The sequence below is a fragment of the Paenibacillus sp. LHD-38 genome (assembly GCF_031157315.1).
Taxonomy (GTDB): domain Bacteria; phylum Bacillota; class Bacilli; order Paenibacillales; family Paenibacillaceae; genus Pristimantibacillus.
Genome location: NZ_JAVIFU010000003.1, coordinates 242,001 through 259,191, shown reverse-complemented (window position 1 = coordinate 259,191; position 17,191 = coordinate 242,001). Strand labels below are relative to the sequence as shown.

The 17,191-nt window shown below is 49.6% G+C and carries 13 protein-coding genes; 12 read left to right on the top strand and 1 reads right to left on the bottom strand.

Annotated elements, in window-relative coordinates; all coding sequences use genetic code 11:
* Positions 1–202: 202 nt before the first annotated feature.
* The 6 genes from RCO25_RS04630 (at position 203) to RCO25_RS04605 (ending at position 6,549) form a co-directional block, all read left to right on the top strand.
* The gene (locus RCO25_RS04630) at positions 203–1,213 is read left to right on the top strand and encodes an ABC transporter substrate-binding protein (RefSeq protein WP_308994956.1); all 1,011 of its coding nucleotides are present in this window, start codon (positions 203–205) and stop codon (positions 1,211–1,213) included.
* Between the two features lie 28 nt (positions 1,214–1,241).
* Positions 1,242–2,039 carry an ABC transporter ATP-binding protein gene (locus RCO25_RS04625; protein ID WP_308994955.1) on the top strand — a complete coding sequence of 266 codons (798 nt, stop codon included), beginning with the start codon at positions 1,242–1,244 and terminating at the stop codon, positions 2,037–2,039.
* An 82-nt stretch (positions 2,040–2,121) separates the two neighbouring features.
* Positions 2,122–2,919, top strand: a complete 798-nt coding sequence (locus RCO25_RS04620) for an ABC transporter permease (protein WP_308994968.1) — start codon at positions 2,122–2,124, stop codon at positions 2,917–2,919.
* Positions 2,920–2,957: 38 nt separating this feature from the next.
* Positions 2,958–3,926: an aromatic acid exporter family protein gene (locus RCO25_RS04615; RefSeq protein WP_308994954.1), complete on the top strand. Its 969-nt coding sequence runs from the start codon at positions 2,958–2,960 to the stop codon at positions 3,924–3,926.
* A 504-nt stretch (positions 3,927–4,430) separates the two neighbouring features.
* Complete coding sequence (locus RCO25_RS04610; protein ID WP_308994953.1) at positions 4,431–4,994, top strand: outer spore coat protein CotE; 564 nt, start codon at positions 4,431–4,433, stop codon at positions 4,992–4,994.
* Between the two features lie 139 nt (positions 4,995–5,133).
* Entirely contained in the window at positions 5,134–6,549 is a 1,416-nt protein-coding gene (locus RCO25_RS04605) for a putative amidoligase domain-containing protein (RefSeq protein ID WP_308994952.1), read from the top strand.
* A gap of 207 nt (positions 6,550–6,756) precedes the next feature.
* On the opposite strand, the gene RCO25_RS04600 is transcribed toward RCO25_RS04605, so the two are convergent.
* Positions 6,757–7,227 (bottom strand): NUDIX domain-containing protein, encoded by a 471-nt coding sequence (locus RCO25_RS04600; protein ID WP_308994951.1) that lies wholly within the window; start codon positions 7,225–7,227, stop codon positions 6,757–6,759.
* A gap of 541 nt (positions 7,228–7,768) precedes the next feature.
* On the opposite strand from RCO25_RS04600, the gene mutS reads away from it, so the two are divergent.
* The 6 genes from mutS to RCO25_RS04570 all read left to right on the top strand — a co-directional run bounded on the left by mutS (position 7,769) and on the right by RCO25_RS04570 (position 17,189).
* A complete protein-coding gene (gene mutS, locus RCO25_RS04595; protein WP_308994950.1) occupies positions 7,769–10,438 on the top strand; it encodes a DNA mismatch repair protein MutS in 2,670 nt (889 codons plus the stop codon).
* 27 nt (positions 10,439–10,465) lie between these two features.
* Entirely contained in the window at positions 10,466–12,499 is a 2,034-nt protein-coding gene (mutL, locus tag RCO25_RS04590; RefSeq protein ID WP_308994949.1) for a DNA mismatch repair endonuclease MutL, read from the top strand.
* Positions 12,496–13,272, top strand: a complete 777-nt coding sequence (locus RCO25_RS04585; RefSeq protein WP_308994948.1) for a class I SAM-dependent methyltransferase — start codon at positions 12,496–12,498, stop codon at positions 13,270–13,272. The genes mutL and RCO25_RS04585 overlap by 4 nt, the downstream gene beginning before the upstream one ends.
* Entirely contained in the window at positions 13,269–14,282 is a 1,014-nt protein-coding gene (gene miaA, locus RCO25_RS04580; protein WP_374992058.1) for a tRNA (adenosine(37)-N6)-dimethylallyltransferase MiaA, read from the top strand. Before RCO25_RS04585 ends, miaA begins: the two co-directional genes overlap by 4 nt.
* A gap of 17 nt (positions 14,283–14,299) precedes the next feature.
* The gene (hfq, locus tag RCO25_RS04575) at positions 14,300–14,545 is read left to right on the top strand and encodes an RNA chaperone Hfq (RefSeq protein ID WP_308994947.1); all 246 of its coding nucleotides are present in this window, start codon (positions 14,300–14,302) and stop codon (positions 14,543–14,545) included.
* A 151-nt stretch (positions 14,546–14,696) separates the two neighbouring features.
* Positions 14,697–17,189 (top strand): PBP1A family penicillin-binding protein, encoded by a 2,493-nt coding sequence (locus RCO25_RS04570; RefSeq protein ID WP_308994946.1) that lies wholly within the window; start codon positions 14,697–14,699, stop codon positions 17,187–17,189.
* Positions 17,190–17,191 lie beyond the last annotated feature (2 nt).

Sequence of the window (17,191 nt, the reverse complement as noted above, 5' to 3'; positions counted from 1 at the left end):
TGCTATTTACAAGGAACTTCATCCCCAGAGGGGATAATCACTGGAGGAGCCGGATGCGACGACCCGCATGTCCGGATCTGTGAGAGGCCTATGCGCATGCGCATAGGCCTACTCGATTTTTTGTTCCCATTCACCGCCCATGCCTTATACGCATAGGCTGGAGTACATTTATTAAACGCATATGCGCAGGAGGGACTCGAAAATGAAAAGACGTATATTATTGTCGCTGCTGCTATCGGTAGTGCTCATCATGACAGCTGTGCTGGCAGGCTGCGGCAAAGGAGATTCCGAGAAGGTTAAAGTCCGGATCGGAGAAGTAACGCGTTCGTTGTTTTATGCCCCGGAATATGTAGCAGTAGCTAAGGGCTTCTTTGAGGAGGAAGGACTGGATGTGGAGCTGACTACAACGTCTGGCGGAGACAAAACCATGACGGCTTTGCTCTCCAATGCGATCGATGTCGCGCTGGTTGGTTCTGAAACTTCCATTTATGTTTATCAGCAAGGTACGGATGATCCGATCATTAATTTCGCGCAGCTCACGCAAACCGATGGCACTTTTCTTGTGGCACGGGAAGCGAATGAAAGCTTTGATTGGAACTCAATTAAAGGCAGCGTATTTCTCGGACAAAGAAAAGGCGGCATGCCGCAGATGGCTGGCGAATTCGCATTGAAGAAATTAGGCATCGATCCACAAGCGGATTTGGAGCTTATTCAAAATGTGGATTTTGCCAATATCCCAGCAGCATTTGCATCGGGCACAGGCGATTACGTGCAGCTGTTCGAGCCGACGGCTTCGATTTTTGAGAAGGAAGGCAAAGGTCATGTCGTGGCTTCGTTTGGCGCGGAGAGCGGCCATCTTCCTTATACCGTGTTCATGGCGAAGCAAAGCTATATCAATAAAAACAAAGAAACGGTGCAATCGTTCACGAATGCCATCCATAAAGCACAGCTGTGGGTAGAGAGCAACAATGCTGAGGCAATTGCAGATGCTGTACTTCCGTTTTTTGAAAATGTTGACCGGGATATTTTAATCAGCTCCATTGATCGTTATAAAAAGCAAGGTTCGTTCGCTTCGGATCCGATTATTGATGAAGCGGAATGGAATAATCTCCTTGATGTGATTACGACGGCAGGAGAGCTTGAAAAACGGACGGAGCATAGCGAGCTTGTCGATACAAGTTTTGCGGAGAAAGCCATCGAAACGGTGAAATAACCCGCATGCAAGAAAGGGAGGCTTGGGCATGAGAAATGAAACGGTGCTTGAGCTGCAGCAGTTATCCCATGTTTATGTGAATGATAAGGGAGCCTCACTCGCGGTTGAACGTATCGAGCTGACGGTTGAACGCGGGGAGTTTATTAGCTTGGTCGGGCCCAGCGGCTGCGGCAAGACGACGGTGCTTAGTTTGCTCGCCGGTTTGTTTCCGCCAACTAAGGGTCAAGTACTGCTAAACGGGGAGCGGGTTATTGGCCCCTCCCCGAAGGTAGGTTATATGCTGCAGCAAGATTATTTGTTTCCATGGCGCTCGATAAAAGAAAATGCCGCAATCGGTCTTGAAGTTAGCGGACGGAAAACGGAAAAGGCATTGCAAGCAGTAGAAGATCTTTTAAATGAGCTCGGGCTGCCGGACTCGAGCCGGAAATATCCGCATGAGCTCTCAGGCGGAATGCGCCAAAGAGTTGCGCTTGCAAGGACGCTGGCGACGGAGCCGGAGGTGCTTCTGCTCGACGAGCCTTTTTCCGCGCTTGATTTGCATATCAAGCTCCAGCTTGAGGATTTAGTCCATCAGACGCTGAAGCGACTAGGCAAAACCGCAGTACTCGTTACACATGACCTGGCTGAAGCGGCTGCAATGAGTGACCGTGTCATCGTGCTGGGACGAAATCCTGGTCATATACGCCGCGAGGTCGTAATTCCTGAAGATGTTCGTCTTGCATCGCCAATGGCAGCTCGGAAGCTTCCAGGTTTCCAAGAGCTGTTTGAACAATTATGGCTTGAGCTGGATAAGGAAGACAACGAAGGGGGTGAGCAGGGTGGATGAGCCAAGGAAGCCGGATCCTCGGGAAGCTGCCGCGCCTATCATCGCAGAACGATTGGATATTCAGGAGGGGCGCCGCTTTTGGATGAGGGAGCTGCATGCCCGCTATAAAAGTCAAAAGCGCCGGGTTACCGCTGCCGTCATAGTGACCCAAATGATCCTGCTCCTTTTCTTTGTGAGCTTATGGGAGGCTGCCGGCCGCAATGATTGGATCGATCCCTTGCTCTTCAGTTATCCTTCTAAGATGTTAGCCCAGCTGTGGAAGACGATGGCTGACGGTTCCATTTGGCCGCATGTTGGCATGACGGTGACCGAGACGGTTGTTGGCTTTTTGCTCGGAACGGTGCTGGGGACAGCGATTGCGGCTGCATTATGGTGGTTTCCTTTTTTATCGCGCGTATTCGATCCCTATCTGGTCGTCTTAAACAGTATGCCGAAGGTAGCGCTTGGTCCGATCTTTATCGTCGGGCTGGGCCCGGGCTTCATGTCGATAGTAGCAATTACTTTATCGGTTACGGTCATTATTACAACTTTAAATATATACAACCGGTTCCGAGAAATAGACTCCGGCTATATCAAGGTGGTTAGACTGCTTGGTGCATCCCGTCTGCAATTGTTCAAGCTTGTTATCCTGCCGGGCTCGTTTCCCGTGATTATTTCCACCTTGAAGGTCAACGTCGGTTTAGCATGGATTGGCGTGATCGTCGGCGAGTTCCTTGTTGCTCAGCTAGGCCTTGGTTACTTGATCATATATGGCTTTCAGGTCTTTAATTTCACGTTGGTGCTATCCAGTTTAATTGTAATTGCGGTCGTAGCGACCGTGATGTACCAGCTCGTCGCCGCGCTTGAACGACGGTTGACGGCGGGCTGGCGGGAGCGGTAGGATGTAGGAACAAATCCTACGGTTCGCGAGGTTATTTCATGGGCATTCGTATCATTAAAACGGCGTTAGCCGCCATCGCAGCTATTTATACCGCTGTATATCTAGGTTTGGAGCCGCCTCTTGGCGCCGGGATTCTTGCCATTCTCGGCGTTGAAGTGACGCGGATGAAAGGACTTAAAAGCGCCTTCGTGCGGTTTGTCGCCTCGGTGCTTGGACTTTTTTTTGCATCGCTTATCTTTACCTTATTCGGCTTTCATATTTGGGCAGTGGCTGTATTTATTCTCATCACCTTTCCCGTGTTGTCGCGATTTCAGTTAAAAGACGGCATCGTCACGAGCTCGGTTATCGTTTTTCATTTGTTTAACCGGGCTGAGGTGACAACGGATATTATCGGCAATGAAATTTTGCTGCTGTTTGCCGGCTTAGGCTGGGCAACGATCGTGAACATCATTTACATGCCGAAGGATGAGCATCAGCTGAGCTCTTATCGGTCATCGATTGAACAAAGCTTTGGCATCATGTTTCAAGAGATGGCATTCACGCTTCGAAATCCATCGCATATATGGAACGGCGGCGAAATACTGGAGGCTTACAGCGCGATTGAAGAAGGCGCGCAGCGTTCCGTTCGCAATCGTGAGAACAGGCTGTGGGGCCAGGAGCATTATTGGTCCAGTTATTTCGAAATGAGACGGCAGCAGCTTGAATCGGTGCAGCAGATGCTCGTCGAGCTCGCATTCGTTTATCAGAAATTTCCGCAAGCCGTCATGATTGCCGATCTGCTTGACCAGCTTTCGAGCGATGTGAAATCAGATGTATATGAAGGCACCGTTGAGGAACGGTTGCATAAACTATCGCGATCATTTAAAGCGATGGAGCTTCCGAAAACGCGGGATGAGTTTGAGATCCGTGCATCGCTGCTGATGCTTCTCCGTGAGCTGGAGCGGTATTTGAGCATTGCCAAGCGGCTAAAAAAAAGAAAAGTCATGTTGTCCGAACTTCAGCCATAGAATGTAAAGGGAAAAATTCGTTGCGAAGGCAAGCGTAAACGGCTGTGACGACAATGGGAGACACAGCTTTCGTTTCGCGTGGAAATTCAAGCGTAATTATAGGAAGGAAGCCTATAATATCTTGTATTTCAAGCGTAAACGGCTGTGACGACAATGGGAGACACAGCTTTCGTTTCGCGTGGAAATTCAAGCGTAATTATAGGAGGAAGCCTATAATATCTTGTATTTCAAGCGTAAACGGCTGTGGCACTATTTCGGCGCAGCATACGTTTAGCTGAGAAATATAAGTATCGGTATAAGTGTGAGACTTATGTATTCTTATATTTCAAGCGTTACGGCTAATTCCGACCTCGGGCGGCCTAGCAACGTTCCGCAGAGATCTATATGGATGCCTATAAGTAGAAAAACTTATATAATCTTATATTTCGAGAAAATAAACAGTCACCCTAGACGAATGTCCTGCATACACTTTAAATGAATGATTGTATGGAGGAGGTTAAATCAATGACTATTGCAGATAAGCAGCTCCAGTACAGAGAAATAATTACGAAGGCTGTCTGCGGCAAAGGTCGTAAGTTTTCCACTGTAACCCATACCGTAACGCCGCCTCATAATCCGACCAGTATTCTCGGAGCATGGATAATTAACCATCAATATGAAGCGGTTCGTTCGGGCGACGGCATTGAGGTAATTGGTACTTACGATATCAACATTTGGTATTCGTACAGCAAAAACTCGCAAACAGACGTAGCTAAGGAATCCGTGCATTACGTCGAGCATGTCAATCTTTCCTATGTAGATCCTAAGCATCGCCCATCTACTGTGGAAGTGTCAGCCGATGTGATTCAGGAGCCGAACTGTATCGAAGCGAATATCTCTTCGAACGGTTCCGGTGTCGTGGTTCGTGTAGAGCGTGAGTTTTCGGTGGAGCTTGTTGCCGAGACTAAGGTTTGCGTAGCGGTTCTTCCAGGCGGTTGCGACGACCTGGACGGCAAGGATTTGGAGTTCAGCCTCGGCAATGCGGATTATGAGGATTTGGATCCAGATTTGCTGGACGACGAGTTGTAAGCAAGCCGGGAAGCTTTGCTGTCAAGGTATCATATGCTGCGCGAGCAGCAAATTCGAGGGCGAAAGCCCTCTTTTTTTTGGAAATATTTAAAGGTACGAAATTTCACTATATTGGATCGTAAAAAGGCGGGAAACAGTGATGGCTTCGACGTGGATATGGCGGGGCAGCTACGATCGGCTTGAAAAAATTGCTTATAATGAAAAAAAACCGCTTATCTCAGGCGAACGCGGCGGTCAGCCGCTTTTTGCCGAGCCGTGGACGGAAGTGAAGGCAGGAGACGCCGTTCTGGCATGGTCAGATGCCCGTATGATCGACTGCAGTCGCTTTAATGGAGCATGGGTGCTGAATGTGAACGGCCGAATTGCCGGGCAGAAGCCTCTTAATGAGAAGCTGAGAATATGGAAGCGTGCTGGCTTATGCGGCGGCCCTCCTCTTGAAAGCGAGCGGATTTTTCGCGTGAGCGTTGTGAATTTGGAGCCGGTAGAGATGCTTCGCATAGATGCCGCAGGTAAAATGATGCATGGGAAGCCGCTGCTCCCCGAGGGAACCGGGGGCTGGCCGGAGGATCCGGCTCTGCGGAGAGTGGCGCGAACAGCGGCAGCAGCGCTGTATGCACTTGGCCTCGATATCGGCGAGGCCGAGGTGTCGCTAGGCGGGGACGGGCGCACTGCCGTCCGCGAGGCTTGGCCGAAGCTGAGGGATACGAGGCTGGAGGCGGCAGCGCTGCGAAGATTCGCCGCGTGGCATGACGCGGCGAGAACGGGGACTGCGGGTCGGCAGCTGCTTATCGGCGCCGATCCGGAGTTTGTGCTTGTGACGAAGGAAGGGAAGATCGCTTCGGCGTCGCGTTTTTTTGGAGCCGGCGTCGGCGGGGCGGCCGGTTCCGACGCTTTGCTCGTCGGGCGACGGCTGCTCTATCCCGTCGCCGAGCTTCGGCCAGAGCCGGCCAAAGATCCGGCCGCGCTCGCCGCGAACCTGCGGCGCTTGCTGCAGCGCGCCGCCGACCGCATCAGCGACCCCGCCTTGCGCTGGGCCGCCGGAGCAATGCCCGTGCCGGGGCTGGCGCTCGGCGGGCACATCCACCTCAGCGGAGCGCCGCTAACGGGCCGCTTGCTCCGCTTGCTCGACAGCTTCGCGGCATTCCCGCTCGCGCTTGTAGAGGACCCCGCTGGGCGGGCACGCCGTCCAAGGTACGGAACGCTCGGTGACTTCCGTCAGCAGCCGCACGGCGGGTTCGAATACCGGACGCTGCCGAGCTGGCTGGTCTCGCCTGCAGCGGCCAAAGCGGCCTTCGCGCTTGTCCTGCTTTGCGCGCGAGAGGAGCAGCACCTCTCCTACATACCTGCTCTCGATGAGCGATATGTAGAAGCGTATTACAGCGGCGACCGTTCGGAGCTGGCTGGCTGCCTGGAAGGGGTGGCCGAGTCCCTCTCGGCCACTGCCAGCTTTACCGATCTGGCGCCTTACATCGAGCCGCTGCTCGAGGCAGCAAGGCGCGGGACGACATGGGATGAGCGAGCCGATATACGAATTAAATGGCGTCTGCCTATTTAGGCTGCCGGAAACGCATTGCAACCTGGATGGTTGATCTAGGAATAAGAGATCATAACCGCCTACGAATTCGAACAAGATTGTCCGTGCATTCGCACAGGCAATCTTGTTTTTTTAAATTTATGCTATGTTAAATCATAATGTTGATATTTGACCATAGAAAAACCGCTCTCAAAAGAAGAACGGTTTTTGCTATCGTTCTCCGTTAATTCAATTAGGGAAATTCATTTTTTCAATTTGCCCTTTTAGTTCAACTAACTTGTTCTTAATAAAAGGATCTATTTCTTCAGGTAATTGATCAAATTGAAAAAATTTGGCTTCAATTGCTTGATTTTCATCAGTTGTAAGATTACCTTCAAAGTCTGTACATAAATACCCTACTGCAACAGTATGATACTCATCGCCACTTTCCTCAACACGATTAATTAATTCCTTGCCTGAATAGACACCAAATAACCGTAATGTATTTAACTTAATTCCTAAATCATTTTGTACATTTCGTTTAATACACTCCTCAACAGACTCATTTAACTGTAATATGCCACCAGAAATACCCCAGGTTCCACCTATGTATCGATTCAGTAAAATTTCACCTGAATGATTAATGATCGCTACACTTGGTCGCATAATAATTAGTGGAGCATTTCCAATCATCTCTCGCATTTTTTCGCAATAATCCATAATTACCTCTCCTATTCAACTGACCTTAAATAGGAATTATACCATTCCTTATTAAACTAAACTGCCTGTTTAGCTCAACTAGAAAAAGCTTTATGCCGCGGTCCATCCATTTTTTCAGGCGGCTGTGGTAACTGTTGACGTTTTGGATATGGTATACGCCTTTCACACGCTGTTTCCCAAAGGTCTTTAAACTCATTCAAATCCATGTGTAATCACCTCCGTACCATGATGTTAGCCTAATAATAGAACGAACGTTCGTGAGCATCAATTATCAACAATGTGATTTATTACAGCCATATATATCCTAGAAATGAACTTTTTCACCAATGGACAGCTTCAGCTTTGTTCAGCTATAAACAGGCAGGTTATGGCCTTATTCACTTCGCTTATGGCGTACATCTGTTCCGCTTGTTATAATGAATATCTGATGTTTACTGCCTGAGCGGCAATCATTTTTCACCCGCGCTCTCGTATTTAATGACATTAAATAGTGAATTCCCTATATACCATCACACTGTATACGCTTTTGAGGAGGTTCGGAATGGCTGGATATACGCCAATGATTTTGCAATATCTTGCAATTAAAGAAGAAGCGAAGGACGCTTTTTTATTTTTTCGGCTAGGCGATTTTTATGAGATGTTTTTTGAGGATGCGATAGCGGCATCGCGCGAGCTGGAAATTACGCTTACGGGACGAGAGGGCGGCGGCGAGCAAAAAATTCCGATGTGCGGTGTACCTTACCATTCCGCAGAAAATTATATAAGCCGGCTTGTCGATAAAGGCTATAAAGTAGCCATATGCGAGCAAGTAGAGGATCCGGCAGCAGCGAAAGGCGTTGTTCGCCGAGAAATCGTCCGGATTATTACGCCTGGAACAGTCATGGAGTCGAAGGCGCTTGACGGCAACTCGAACAACTTCATCGCGGCGATTGTTCGAGTCGGTGGAATGTTTGGACTATCCGCCTGCGATTTATCGACCGGTGAGCTCTATGTCACATCATTTCCGGAGCATGTAGAAGCGCTTATTGACGAGATCAATGTATATCAGCCTTCTGAGCTGGTAGGCGACAGAGAGCTGCTTGATCTCGTCCAAGCTTCCGCAGTTTGGAACAAACAGCTGCTTCTCACGGCGCGCGAGCCGATGGCAGCGGATAAGCTTCTTGAGCAGTTCGGCGAAATAGAAATAGCTAAAATTTCTGGTGCCCGCCTGCTGGCTGTGAGCGTTCTTACGGGGTATTTGGACGAAACCCAAAAACGTTCGCTTGGGCATGTGAGAACAATCACGAGCTATGAACCCAGTCAATATATGATTTTGGATCATTATACGAGAAGAAACCTGGAGCTTACCGAGACGGTACGCGACCGCAGCAAGAAGGGCTCCCTGCTATGGCTGCTCGACCGAACGCAAACCTCAATGGGGGCTCGGCTCCTTCGCCGCTGGATCGACAAGCCGCTGCTAAGCAGCGCAGCAGTTGAAGCTCGTTTGGATGCGGTAGAAACGTTGTATCTCAACTTGATTTTAAGAGATGACATTCGTTCCGAGCTGCAGCCCATATACGATCTCGAACGATTGGTAGGCAGAGTGGCATTCGGCAGCGCGAACGGGCGCGATCTCAACGCGCTGCGAAGCTCGCTGCGCCGTATTCCTCAGCTGACAGCATTGTGCGAGCAATCAGGCTCTGAAGTGTTGAAGGCGCTCGTAGAGGGGACGGATGATTGCTCGGATCTCGCTGATCTTATCGAGACCGTGCTCGTTGACGAGCCTCCTGTAAACATTAAGGAAGGCGGGCTTATTCGGGCAGGCTACGATGCTTACTTGGACCAATTGCGCGAAGCAAGCACAAACGGAAAGAAGTGGCTCGCTGAGCTTGAACGGCAAGAACGCGAGGCTACGGGCATTAAAAACTTAAAAATCGGATATAACCGTATTTTTGGCTACTACCTAGAGGTATCGAAAGGGAACTTGTCATCGCTCCCTGAGGGAAGATACGAGCGAAAACAAACGCTGGCCAACGCCGAACGATTTGTGACGCCTGAGCTCAAAGAGAAGGAAAGATTGATTCTTGAGGCCGAGGATAAAATGGTTGATTTGGAGTATGAACGCTTTGTTGAGCTGAGAGACCACTTATCGCTTCATCTGCACCGGCTTCAAAAGGCTGCAGCGATTATTGCGGAGCTTGATGTGTTCCAATCGCTTGCCACAGTCAGCGCAGAGCGTCGTTTTTCTCGTCCTAAAGTAACCGAATCCTTTGATTTGCGCATCGAGGAAGGGAAGCACCCTGTCGTAGAGGCGATGATGGACGGGATACCGTTTATTTCGAACGGTACTTCGCTTCACAAGGACGAGCAGTGGATGCTTCTAATTACCGGTCCCAATATGGCCGGCAAAAGCACCTATATGCGCCAAGTAGCGCTTATTTGTATCATGGCTCAAATGGGCTGTTTCGTTCCTGCAAAGGCAGCGGTCATACCGCTTATCGATCGTATTTTCACCCGAATCGGCGCTGCGGATGATCTTATTGGCGGACAAAGCACATTTATGGTCGAAATGAAGGATATCCAGATTATGACGGAGAAGGCGACTGCAAACAGCCTCGTTATTATTGATGAGCTTGGACGGGGAACCTCGACCGGAGAAGGAATGGCGATTGCGCAGGCGGTCATTGAATATGTTCACCACCATATTGGCTGCAAGGCGCTGGTATCGACTCACTTCCATGAGCTTGCGCATCTGGAGGAATCCCTGCCGTCGCTTACAAATGCGCGTATGGCAGTAGAAGAAAGCGGCGATAATGTAACATTTCTAAGAAAGCTCATACCCGGCGCTGCAAGCACAAGCTATGGCATATATTGCGCTCAATTAGCCGGCTTGCCGCAGTCGATCATCGGAAGGGCCTATGAGCTGCTTGATGAGACCCATGCGCCGGATATGCCAAAGCCTGCTTCAAATTCAATCTCTTATAATCAGTCTTCATCGTTTTTAACACAAGAAAAGGCGCAGCCCCAAAAGGCAGCAGAGTCGCAAGGCATCATACAGCTCTCCATCTTTGATGAGCCGGCTGCCGCAAGCGAAGCTGAACCGTCTCGCAAGAAAGCTAGTCCAAAAGCTGAACAGCTGGCGGAGCAATTACGCAAGCTGGATCTGTTTAACCTCACGCCGATGCAAGCGATGCAATGGCTGAATGATATGAAAAGTAAATTAAATAATTAGCATAACGAAAGGGGGAACGTTAACCTCATGGGAAAAATCAAAGTGCTGGACGAGCAGCTTGCCAACCAAATCGCGGCCGGCGAGGTGGTCGAGAGGCCGGCATCGGTCGTGAAAGAGCTTGTGGAGAATGCGGTTGATGCAGGCAGCACGACCATTGATATTTCGATTGAAGAAGGCGGCTTGTCCCTTATTAAGGTGATCGATAACGGCTACGGCATCGAGGCTTCTGATATCGTTACAGCGTTTCAACGGCATGCTACGAGCAAAATCTCGACGAGCAGCGATCTCTTTCGCATTGCGAGCCTTGGCTTTCGTGGGGAGGCGCTGCCGAGTATCGCGGCAGTTTCCCGTCTGCAGTGCATGTCATCCGATACTTCATCAGGACTGGCAAGGCGGATCGTAATCGAAGGCGGAAAGGTGACCATTGACGAACCGGCAAACGCGCCGCAAGGAACGGAAATGACCGTAAGAGATTTATTTTATAATACACCAGCGCGTTTAAAATACATGAAGGCTATTCAAACAGAGCTTGGTCATATTTCCGACTATATTAACCGGATTGCGCTTGCCCATCCCGGCATCGCTTTTACGTTTAAGCATAACGGCAATGTCCTCCTGCGCACACTCGGATCAGGAGACAGGCTGCAGGTGATCGCAGCTGTGTATGGTTCCAATACGGCGAAGGTGATGCTTCCAATTGAAGCAGAAACCTCGGATTACGAGCTCCGCGGCTATATCTCGAAACCAGAGCTTACTCGCGCTAACCGGAATGGGATTACGGCTGTTGTGAATGGTCGTTATATTCGCAGCCATACGATCAATCAATCCTTGCTGCAAGCCTATCATACGCTCCTGCCAATCAACCGGTATCCGCTTGTGATCTTGGAGCTGGGGATGAATCCCAGCCTGTTGGACGTAAACGTTCATCCATCCAAGATGGAGGTCAGATTCAGTAAAGAGCCGGAGCTTCGCACGATGATCGAGGATGCCATAAGAGCCGTACTCGGACGCGAGCGACATATTCCAGGCCCTGAATCAAGCATTAAGCCGGAGCGCTCCAAACCGCTGTTCGTGCAGGATGCCATATCATTCCACCGGCCGGAACCGATTGCGGAAGCATTTAAACCTTTTCAACCAACCCAAACGAATAAAGGTTCCTCGCCTGCGTATAAGCCGCCGGTCATTGATCGGGAGTACGTACCTCGGAACGCGGCTGAAAAGCTGTATGCGCCGCCGGCTTCGGTGGATGCGGAGAAAATGGCTGTTCGCGAGACTGCCGGAGCTTGGGAGCAAGCCGCTCCTGCCGCTTCGGATTTGATAGTGCTTGATCCTGATTCGAAATATGAACCGATCGCAGGAGAACCGTTTGCTGACGAGGCAGGAGCTAAAGCAGACATTCCATCGGAAACCTCCATTACCGAGGCTCCTGTGGCACAGCTTCCTTCAGACGAAGACGCGCCTAACGGCGAGCCTGCTTTCCCGGAACTCTACTGGATCGGTCAGCATCATGGTACTTACATTGTTGCACAATCAGAGGATGGCTTGTATCTCATTGATCAGCATGCCGCGCATGAGCGGATCAATTACGAATATTATTATCAAAAGTTTGGAAATCCTCAGGCCGCAAGCCAGCAGCTGCTAGTTCCGTTGACGCTTGAATTTACGACGGGAGAGGCCTCGCAACTTCGAGAGCTTATCCCTCTATTTACACAGGCAGGCGTTGAGCTTGAGCCTTTCGGCGCACAGACGTTTCTGGTTCGTTCCTATCCGGAATGGATGCCGCAGGGGGAAGAGCAAGCCCTGCTTGAGGAGATGGCAGAGCTGCTAATTGCGGAGAGAAAATCGATTGATATCGGCAAGCTTCGCGAGAAGGCGGCTATCATGTGCTCGTGTAAGGCTTCGATCAAAGCGAATGATCGGATGAATCGCGAGGAAGGCGAAACCCTGCTGGCAAGACTTGCGAATTGCAAGCAGCCCTATACCTGTCCGCATGGTCGTCCGATTATCGTGCATCTATCGACCTATCAGCTGGAGAAAATGTTCAAGCGGGTGATGTCGTGATCGTTACAACGACGTCTAAGCCTTCTGCCAGGGCGCTAGAGCAAGCCGGCAGACTGGCGGCAGAATTAGCAAGCCCTCTCAGAGCTCGCGGGAATTTAACAGTCTCGAAGCTTTTAACGCTCAGCCAAGATAAAAAACTGATCGTTGTGACCGAGGAAGTAGTCCGATTTTATGATGGACAGTCGGAGACACCTCTTTATTTTCATCCGAGCATGGCATTTGTGCGGGTGAAACGGCTTCGCCGAGGCGAAACGGATCCGCTTATCCAGTTGTCAGGCTGCGAGGATGGTGACCGAGTCATTGATTGCACGGCCGGCCTTGCCTCGGATTCTCTTGTATTCTCTTATGCCGCTGGACCTAAGGGTAGCGTGACTGCAATCGAAAGCGAGCCTGTGTTATGCGCAATCGTTCGCGAAGGTCTGGCTGGTTATCGGACCAGTCTAGCGGATGTGGATGAAGCAATGAGACGCATAGAAATGAAATGCATGAATCATTTGGATTATTTAACTGGATTACCTGATAAAAGTGCGGATATCGTGTATTTCGACCCGATGTTCAGGCAGCCGATAAATGAATCGAGCTCGATGGAGCCTCTTCGTGCGATCGCGAACATGGACGCATTATCCAATGAAGTCATCGAGCAGGCAAAGCGTGTTGCCACTAAAACGGTAGTGCTTAAGGAGCATCAAGCAAGCGGGGAGTTTGCCCGTCTTGGCTTCGAACGCAGGCATGTGAACACATCGAAAATTGCATATGGAGTGATACAGCTTTGAGTGAGGATTCCAATATTTTAAAGCAAGAAAAAGAAGATTTGCCGCAGCGTAAGCAGCCTCTCTTGGTTCTGATAGGCCCCACTGCGGTAGGGAAAACGCGGATGAGCCTTGATATTGCTAAAGCCTGGAATGCTGAAATTATTTCCGGCGATTCCATGCAGGTTTATCGGGGTATGGATATTGGTACAGCCAAATTACCGTTCGATGAACGAGAAGGCATACCGCATCATCTCATCGATATTTCTGAGCCGGAAGTCCCTTATTCCGCAGCTGATTTCCAAGCTGGCGCGACACAAGCGATTTCGCAAATTGCCGAGCGGGGGAAGCTTCCCTTTATTGTTGGCGGTACAGGTCTTTACGTGGAATCCGTTTGCTATCAATTTCAGTTCGCTGAGATCGGCTCGGATGAAGCATTTAGGCAGGAGCAGGAGCGTTTTGCTACTGAACAAGGCGCAGAGGCGCTTCACGCACGACTGTCAGCTATCGATCCTCCTGCGGGGGAGAGACTGCATCCGAACGATCTGAGACGCGTCATTCGCGCGCTAGAGGTTTATCATATGACAGGTCAAACCTTTTCCGAGCAGCAGGCAGGCCAAACGAAGGTGTCTCCCTATGAGCTTTGCATTATCGGTTTGACTATGGACCGTGCGGAGTTGTATCGTAGAATAGAGCAGCGGGTAGATGAGATGATGGAGCAAGGATTAGTAGATGAGGTGAGGCAGCTACTGAATAGGGATGTGCCGCCTGCCGCAGTCGCGATGCAGGGTCTTGGCTATAAGGAAATCGCGGATTATTTGCGCGGGGATTGCACGCTGGAAGCAGCGGTAGAGCGACTCAAAAGAGATACGCGAAGGTTTGCCAAACGCCAGCTCTCATGGTTTCGCCATATGAATGACATTCATTGGATCGACATGGGGGAAAATTTTCACAACAATTTGCAAACCGTTCATGCTATAATAGCAGGAAAGTTTCAAGTTAATCTTGAATATACTTCTAATCAATCTTTTTAAGACGGGGGTAACGTCCAATGAACAAATCGATCAATATTCAAGATACGTTCCTGAATCAGCTTCGCAAAGACAACATACCGGTTACGGTTTTTTTAATGAATGGCTTCCAAATTCGGGGCGTTATTAAAGCGTTCGATAATTTCACGATTATTATTGACAGCGAAGGTCGCCAACAAATGGTATATAAACACGCTATTTCGACGTTTACCCCGCAACGAAATGTTTCTCTTATGCAGCAGGATCATAACGCTTCAGATTCATAGGCTAGAGCACTTAGTGAAACTTTCTAATAACGTGTAACGTTTAACTAGATAGCGGCATGCAAGAGCAACCCGCTCCAAGCTGGGTTGCTCTTTTCATTTCGTGGGAAAGATAAAATAGACGAATATTGGATCAACAGGAGGGGAGTCGGCTATGGCTGAACGACCGCGCAGCAAGACTGCACCAAAACAAAAGAGGAAGAAAAAAATATCGGGGCGTAAATGGTTTTATGGATTATTCTTTACGGCGGTAATCGCAATAATATGCGGCGTTATCGGTTACTTGCTCATTATTTTGAACGGTGAGCGAGTATTGACCGAGAACGCTAATAAGCTGGTTTTTGGTGAAGCATCCATCATTTACGATGTGAATGACAAAGAGATTGCAAGATTGTCCGATCCGAATGAAAATCGTGAAATTGCCGAATTTTCCGAAATTCCGAAGCAATTGCTTAACGCGATAGTGGCAACAGAGGATCAGCGGTTTTATGAACATTCAGGCATTGATTTATTCGCAATCGGCCGTGCGGTTGTCAAGGACGTTATCGCACGAAGCGCCGTAGAAGGTGCAAGTACCATAACGCAGCAATTAGCAAAAAACGTATTCCTAACGGCAGACAAAACGTTTTTCCGTAAAGCGACAGAGGCTTCGATCGCTGTTGCGCTGGAGCAGCAGTACTCGAAGGACGAGATATTGACGATGTATTTGAATCGAATATTTTTCGGGAAAAGGGTTCACGGCGTTAAGGAGGCTGCGAAATTTTATTTTGACACCGACCTTGATAAGCTGGAGCTTTGGCAGGTCGCAACGATTGCCGCCATGCCGAAGGCGCCTAACCGTTACAATCCAATCGCCCATCCGGAAGATTCGATGAACCGTAGAGCGGTTGTTCTGAAGCTCATGTTCGATCAAGGCTTTATTACGGCAGCCGAGATGGAGAAGGCAAAAGCGGTCGTGTACGAAATTCCAGAAAATCATAACGAAAGCAACTCGGATAAATACCCGGCGTTCGTGGATTATGTGGTGGAAGAAGCGACGGAAGTTATGAAGCTGTCAGAGGAAGAACTTCGAATCGGCGGCTTCAAAATCTATACTACGCTTAACACGCAAGCGCAAGACGCAATGGATGTTCAATTCGACGACGACGATAATTTCGAGAAGAGCAAAGATGACCAGCAGGTAGAAGGCGCGATGATTATTATCGATCACCGTGACGGCTCGATTCAAGCCATTTCCGGCGGACGTGATTATGTGAAGAAAGGTTTGAATCGCGCTGAGGTAAAACGCCAGCCGGGTTCAGCCTTCAAGCCGATTATAGCTTATGGTCCAGCGCTTGAGTCAGGCCAATACTACCCATGGACCGTTCTTGCTAACGACAAGAAATGTTACGGAGATTATTGTCCGACTGACAGGTGGGGAGCGAACCCGGTCAGCATGACGCAGGCCATTAAGGATTCACGGAACCTGGCTGCCGTCTGGATGCTGAATCAGGTCGGCCTCAAAAAGGGTTTTGCTTTCTCCTCTAAACTGGGCATAGATTTGGTTGATAATGATCGTAACTTATCAGCGGCTCTCGGGGGCTTAACAAACGGAGCAACGCCTATACAGATGGCGACAGCATTCAGTGTTTTCGCTAATGGCGGAAAGTCCGTTGATACGCATTCGATTCGCAAGATTGATGGAAAATCGAATAATTCTTATACCTACAAAGCACCTGCCGCCAAGCAGCTGATGTCCGCCGAGACTGCTTATTATTTGACGGAGATGATGCAAACTGTAGTTCAAAGGGGCGGTACGGGAACGAAGGCAGCGATCGGCCGTACGCTAGCAGGCAAAACGGGAACGACGCAGCACGGGATTAAAGGCTTCCGCGGGGACGGCGTGAAGGATGCTTGGTTTGTTGGCTATACGCCGGAGTGGACAGCATCCGTATGGATGGGATACGATAGGACTGACATGGATCACTACTTGAAGACTGGCAGCAGCCAAGCTGCAGCGATGTTCTCCAAGGTAATGAAGCCAGCCATGAAAAACGTACCGGAATCAAGCTTTAACAAACCGCAAGGCATTAAAGAAGATAAGCCGCCGGCAGCAATAACGAATTTTAATGCGGTATTCATTCCGGAAGAGATGAAGGTTCAATTGTCTTGGGACCCGTTCCAAGATGGTAATGTTACCTACCAGGTTTTCCGTAAGGAAGCTTCGGAGAGTGAATTTATCCGATTCGTCGATTCCCTGACCTCTACAGGGGTAGACGATATGAGCGCATTCCCGGGAATGACGTATGAATATTATGTCGTTGCCTATGATGCTGAAAATGATCAAGAAAGTGCACCTTCCGAGAAAATTAAGGTTGTCATTCCGGAAACGGAAATCATTCCGGATATTCCGATGGAACCGGATCCAGTCGATCCTGACGGCGGTGAAATCACGCCTCCTCTCGATGGAGACGGCGATGACGCTTCACCGTTTCCAAGCCCGACAGACGGTACGGAGCCAGAAGAGACTGTTGATCCTGGGGCCGGCAATGGAACGGGCGAACCGATTCCAACGCCGACACCTGATGACGGCCTTGGTACAAATAACAGCACGAATGCACTAGGAGACACTGAAACCGGCGGCAATACGCAAGGAACAGGTGGTTAGCA

What these genes read in the sequence shown, in the direction of transcription:
- RCO25_RS04630 (WP_308994956.1), top strand. Translation starts at nt 203, where the DNA reads ATGAAAAGACGTATATTATTGTCGCTGCTGCTATCGGTAGTGCTCATC.
- RCO25_RS04625 (WP_308994955.1), top strand. Translation starts at nt 1,242, where the DNA reads ATGAGAAATGAAACGGTGCTTGAGCTGCAGCAGTTATCCCATGTTTAT.
- RCO25_RS04620 (WP_308994968.1), top strand. Translation starts at nt 2,122, where the DNA reads ATGAGGGAGCTGCATGCCCGCTATAAAAGTCAAAAGCGCCGGGTTACC.
- RCO25_RS04615 (WP_308994954.1), top strand. Translation starts at nt 2,958, where the DNA reads ATGGGCATTCGTATCATTAAAACGGCGTTAGCCGCCATCGCAGCTATT.
- RCO25_RS04610 (WP_308994953.1), top strand. Translation starts at nt 4,431, where the DNA reads ATGACTATTGCAGATAAGCAGCTCCAGTACAGAGAAATAATTACGAAG.
- RCO25_RS04605 (WP_308994952.1), top strand. Translation starts at nt 5,134, where the DNA reads ATGGCTTCGACGTGGATATGGCGGGGCAGCTACGATCGGCTTGAAAAA.
- RCO25_RS04600 (WP_308994951.1), bottom strand. Translation starts at nt 7,227, where the DNA reads ATGGATTATTGCGAAAAAATGCGAGAGATGATTGGAAATGCTCCACTA.
- mutS (WP_308994950.1), top strand. Translation starts at nt 7,769, where the DNA reads ATGGCTGGATATACGCCAATGATTTTGCAATATCTTGCAATTAAAGAA.
- mutL (WP_308994949.1), top strand. Translation starts at nt 10,466, where the DNA reads ATGGGAAAAATCAAAGTGCTGGACGAGCAGCTTGCCAACCAAATCGCG.
- hfq (WP_308994947.1), top strand. Translation starts at nt 14,300, where the DNA reads ATGAACAAATCGATCAATATTCAAGATACGTTCCTGAATCAGCTTCGC.
- RCO25_RS04570 (WP_308994946.1), top strand. Translation starts at nt 14,697, where the DNA reads ATGGCTGAACGACCGCGCAGCAAGACTGCACCAAAACAAAAGAGGAAG.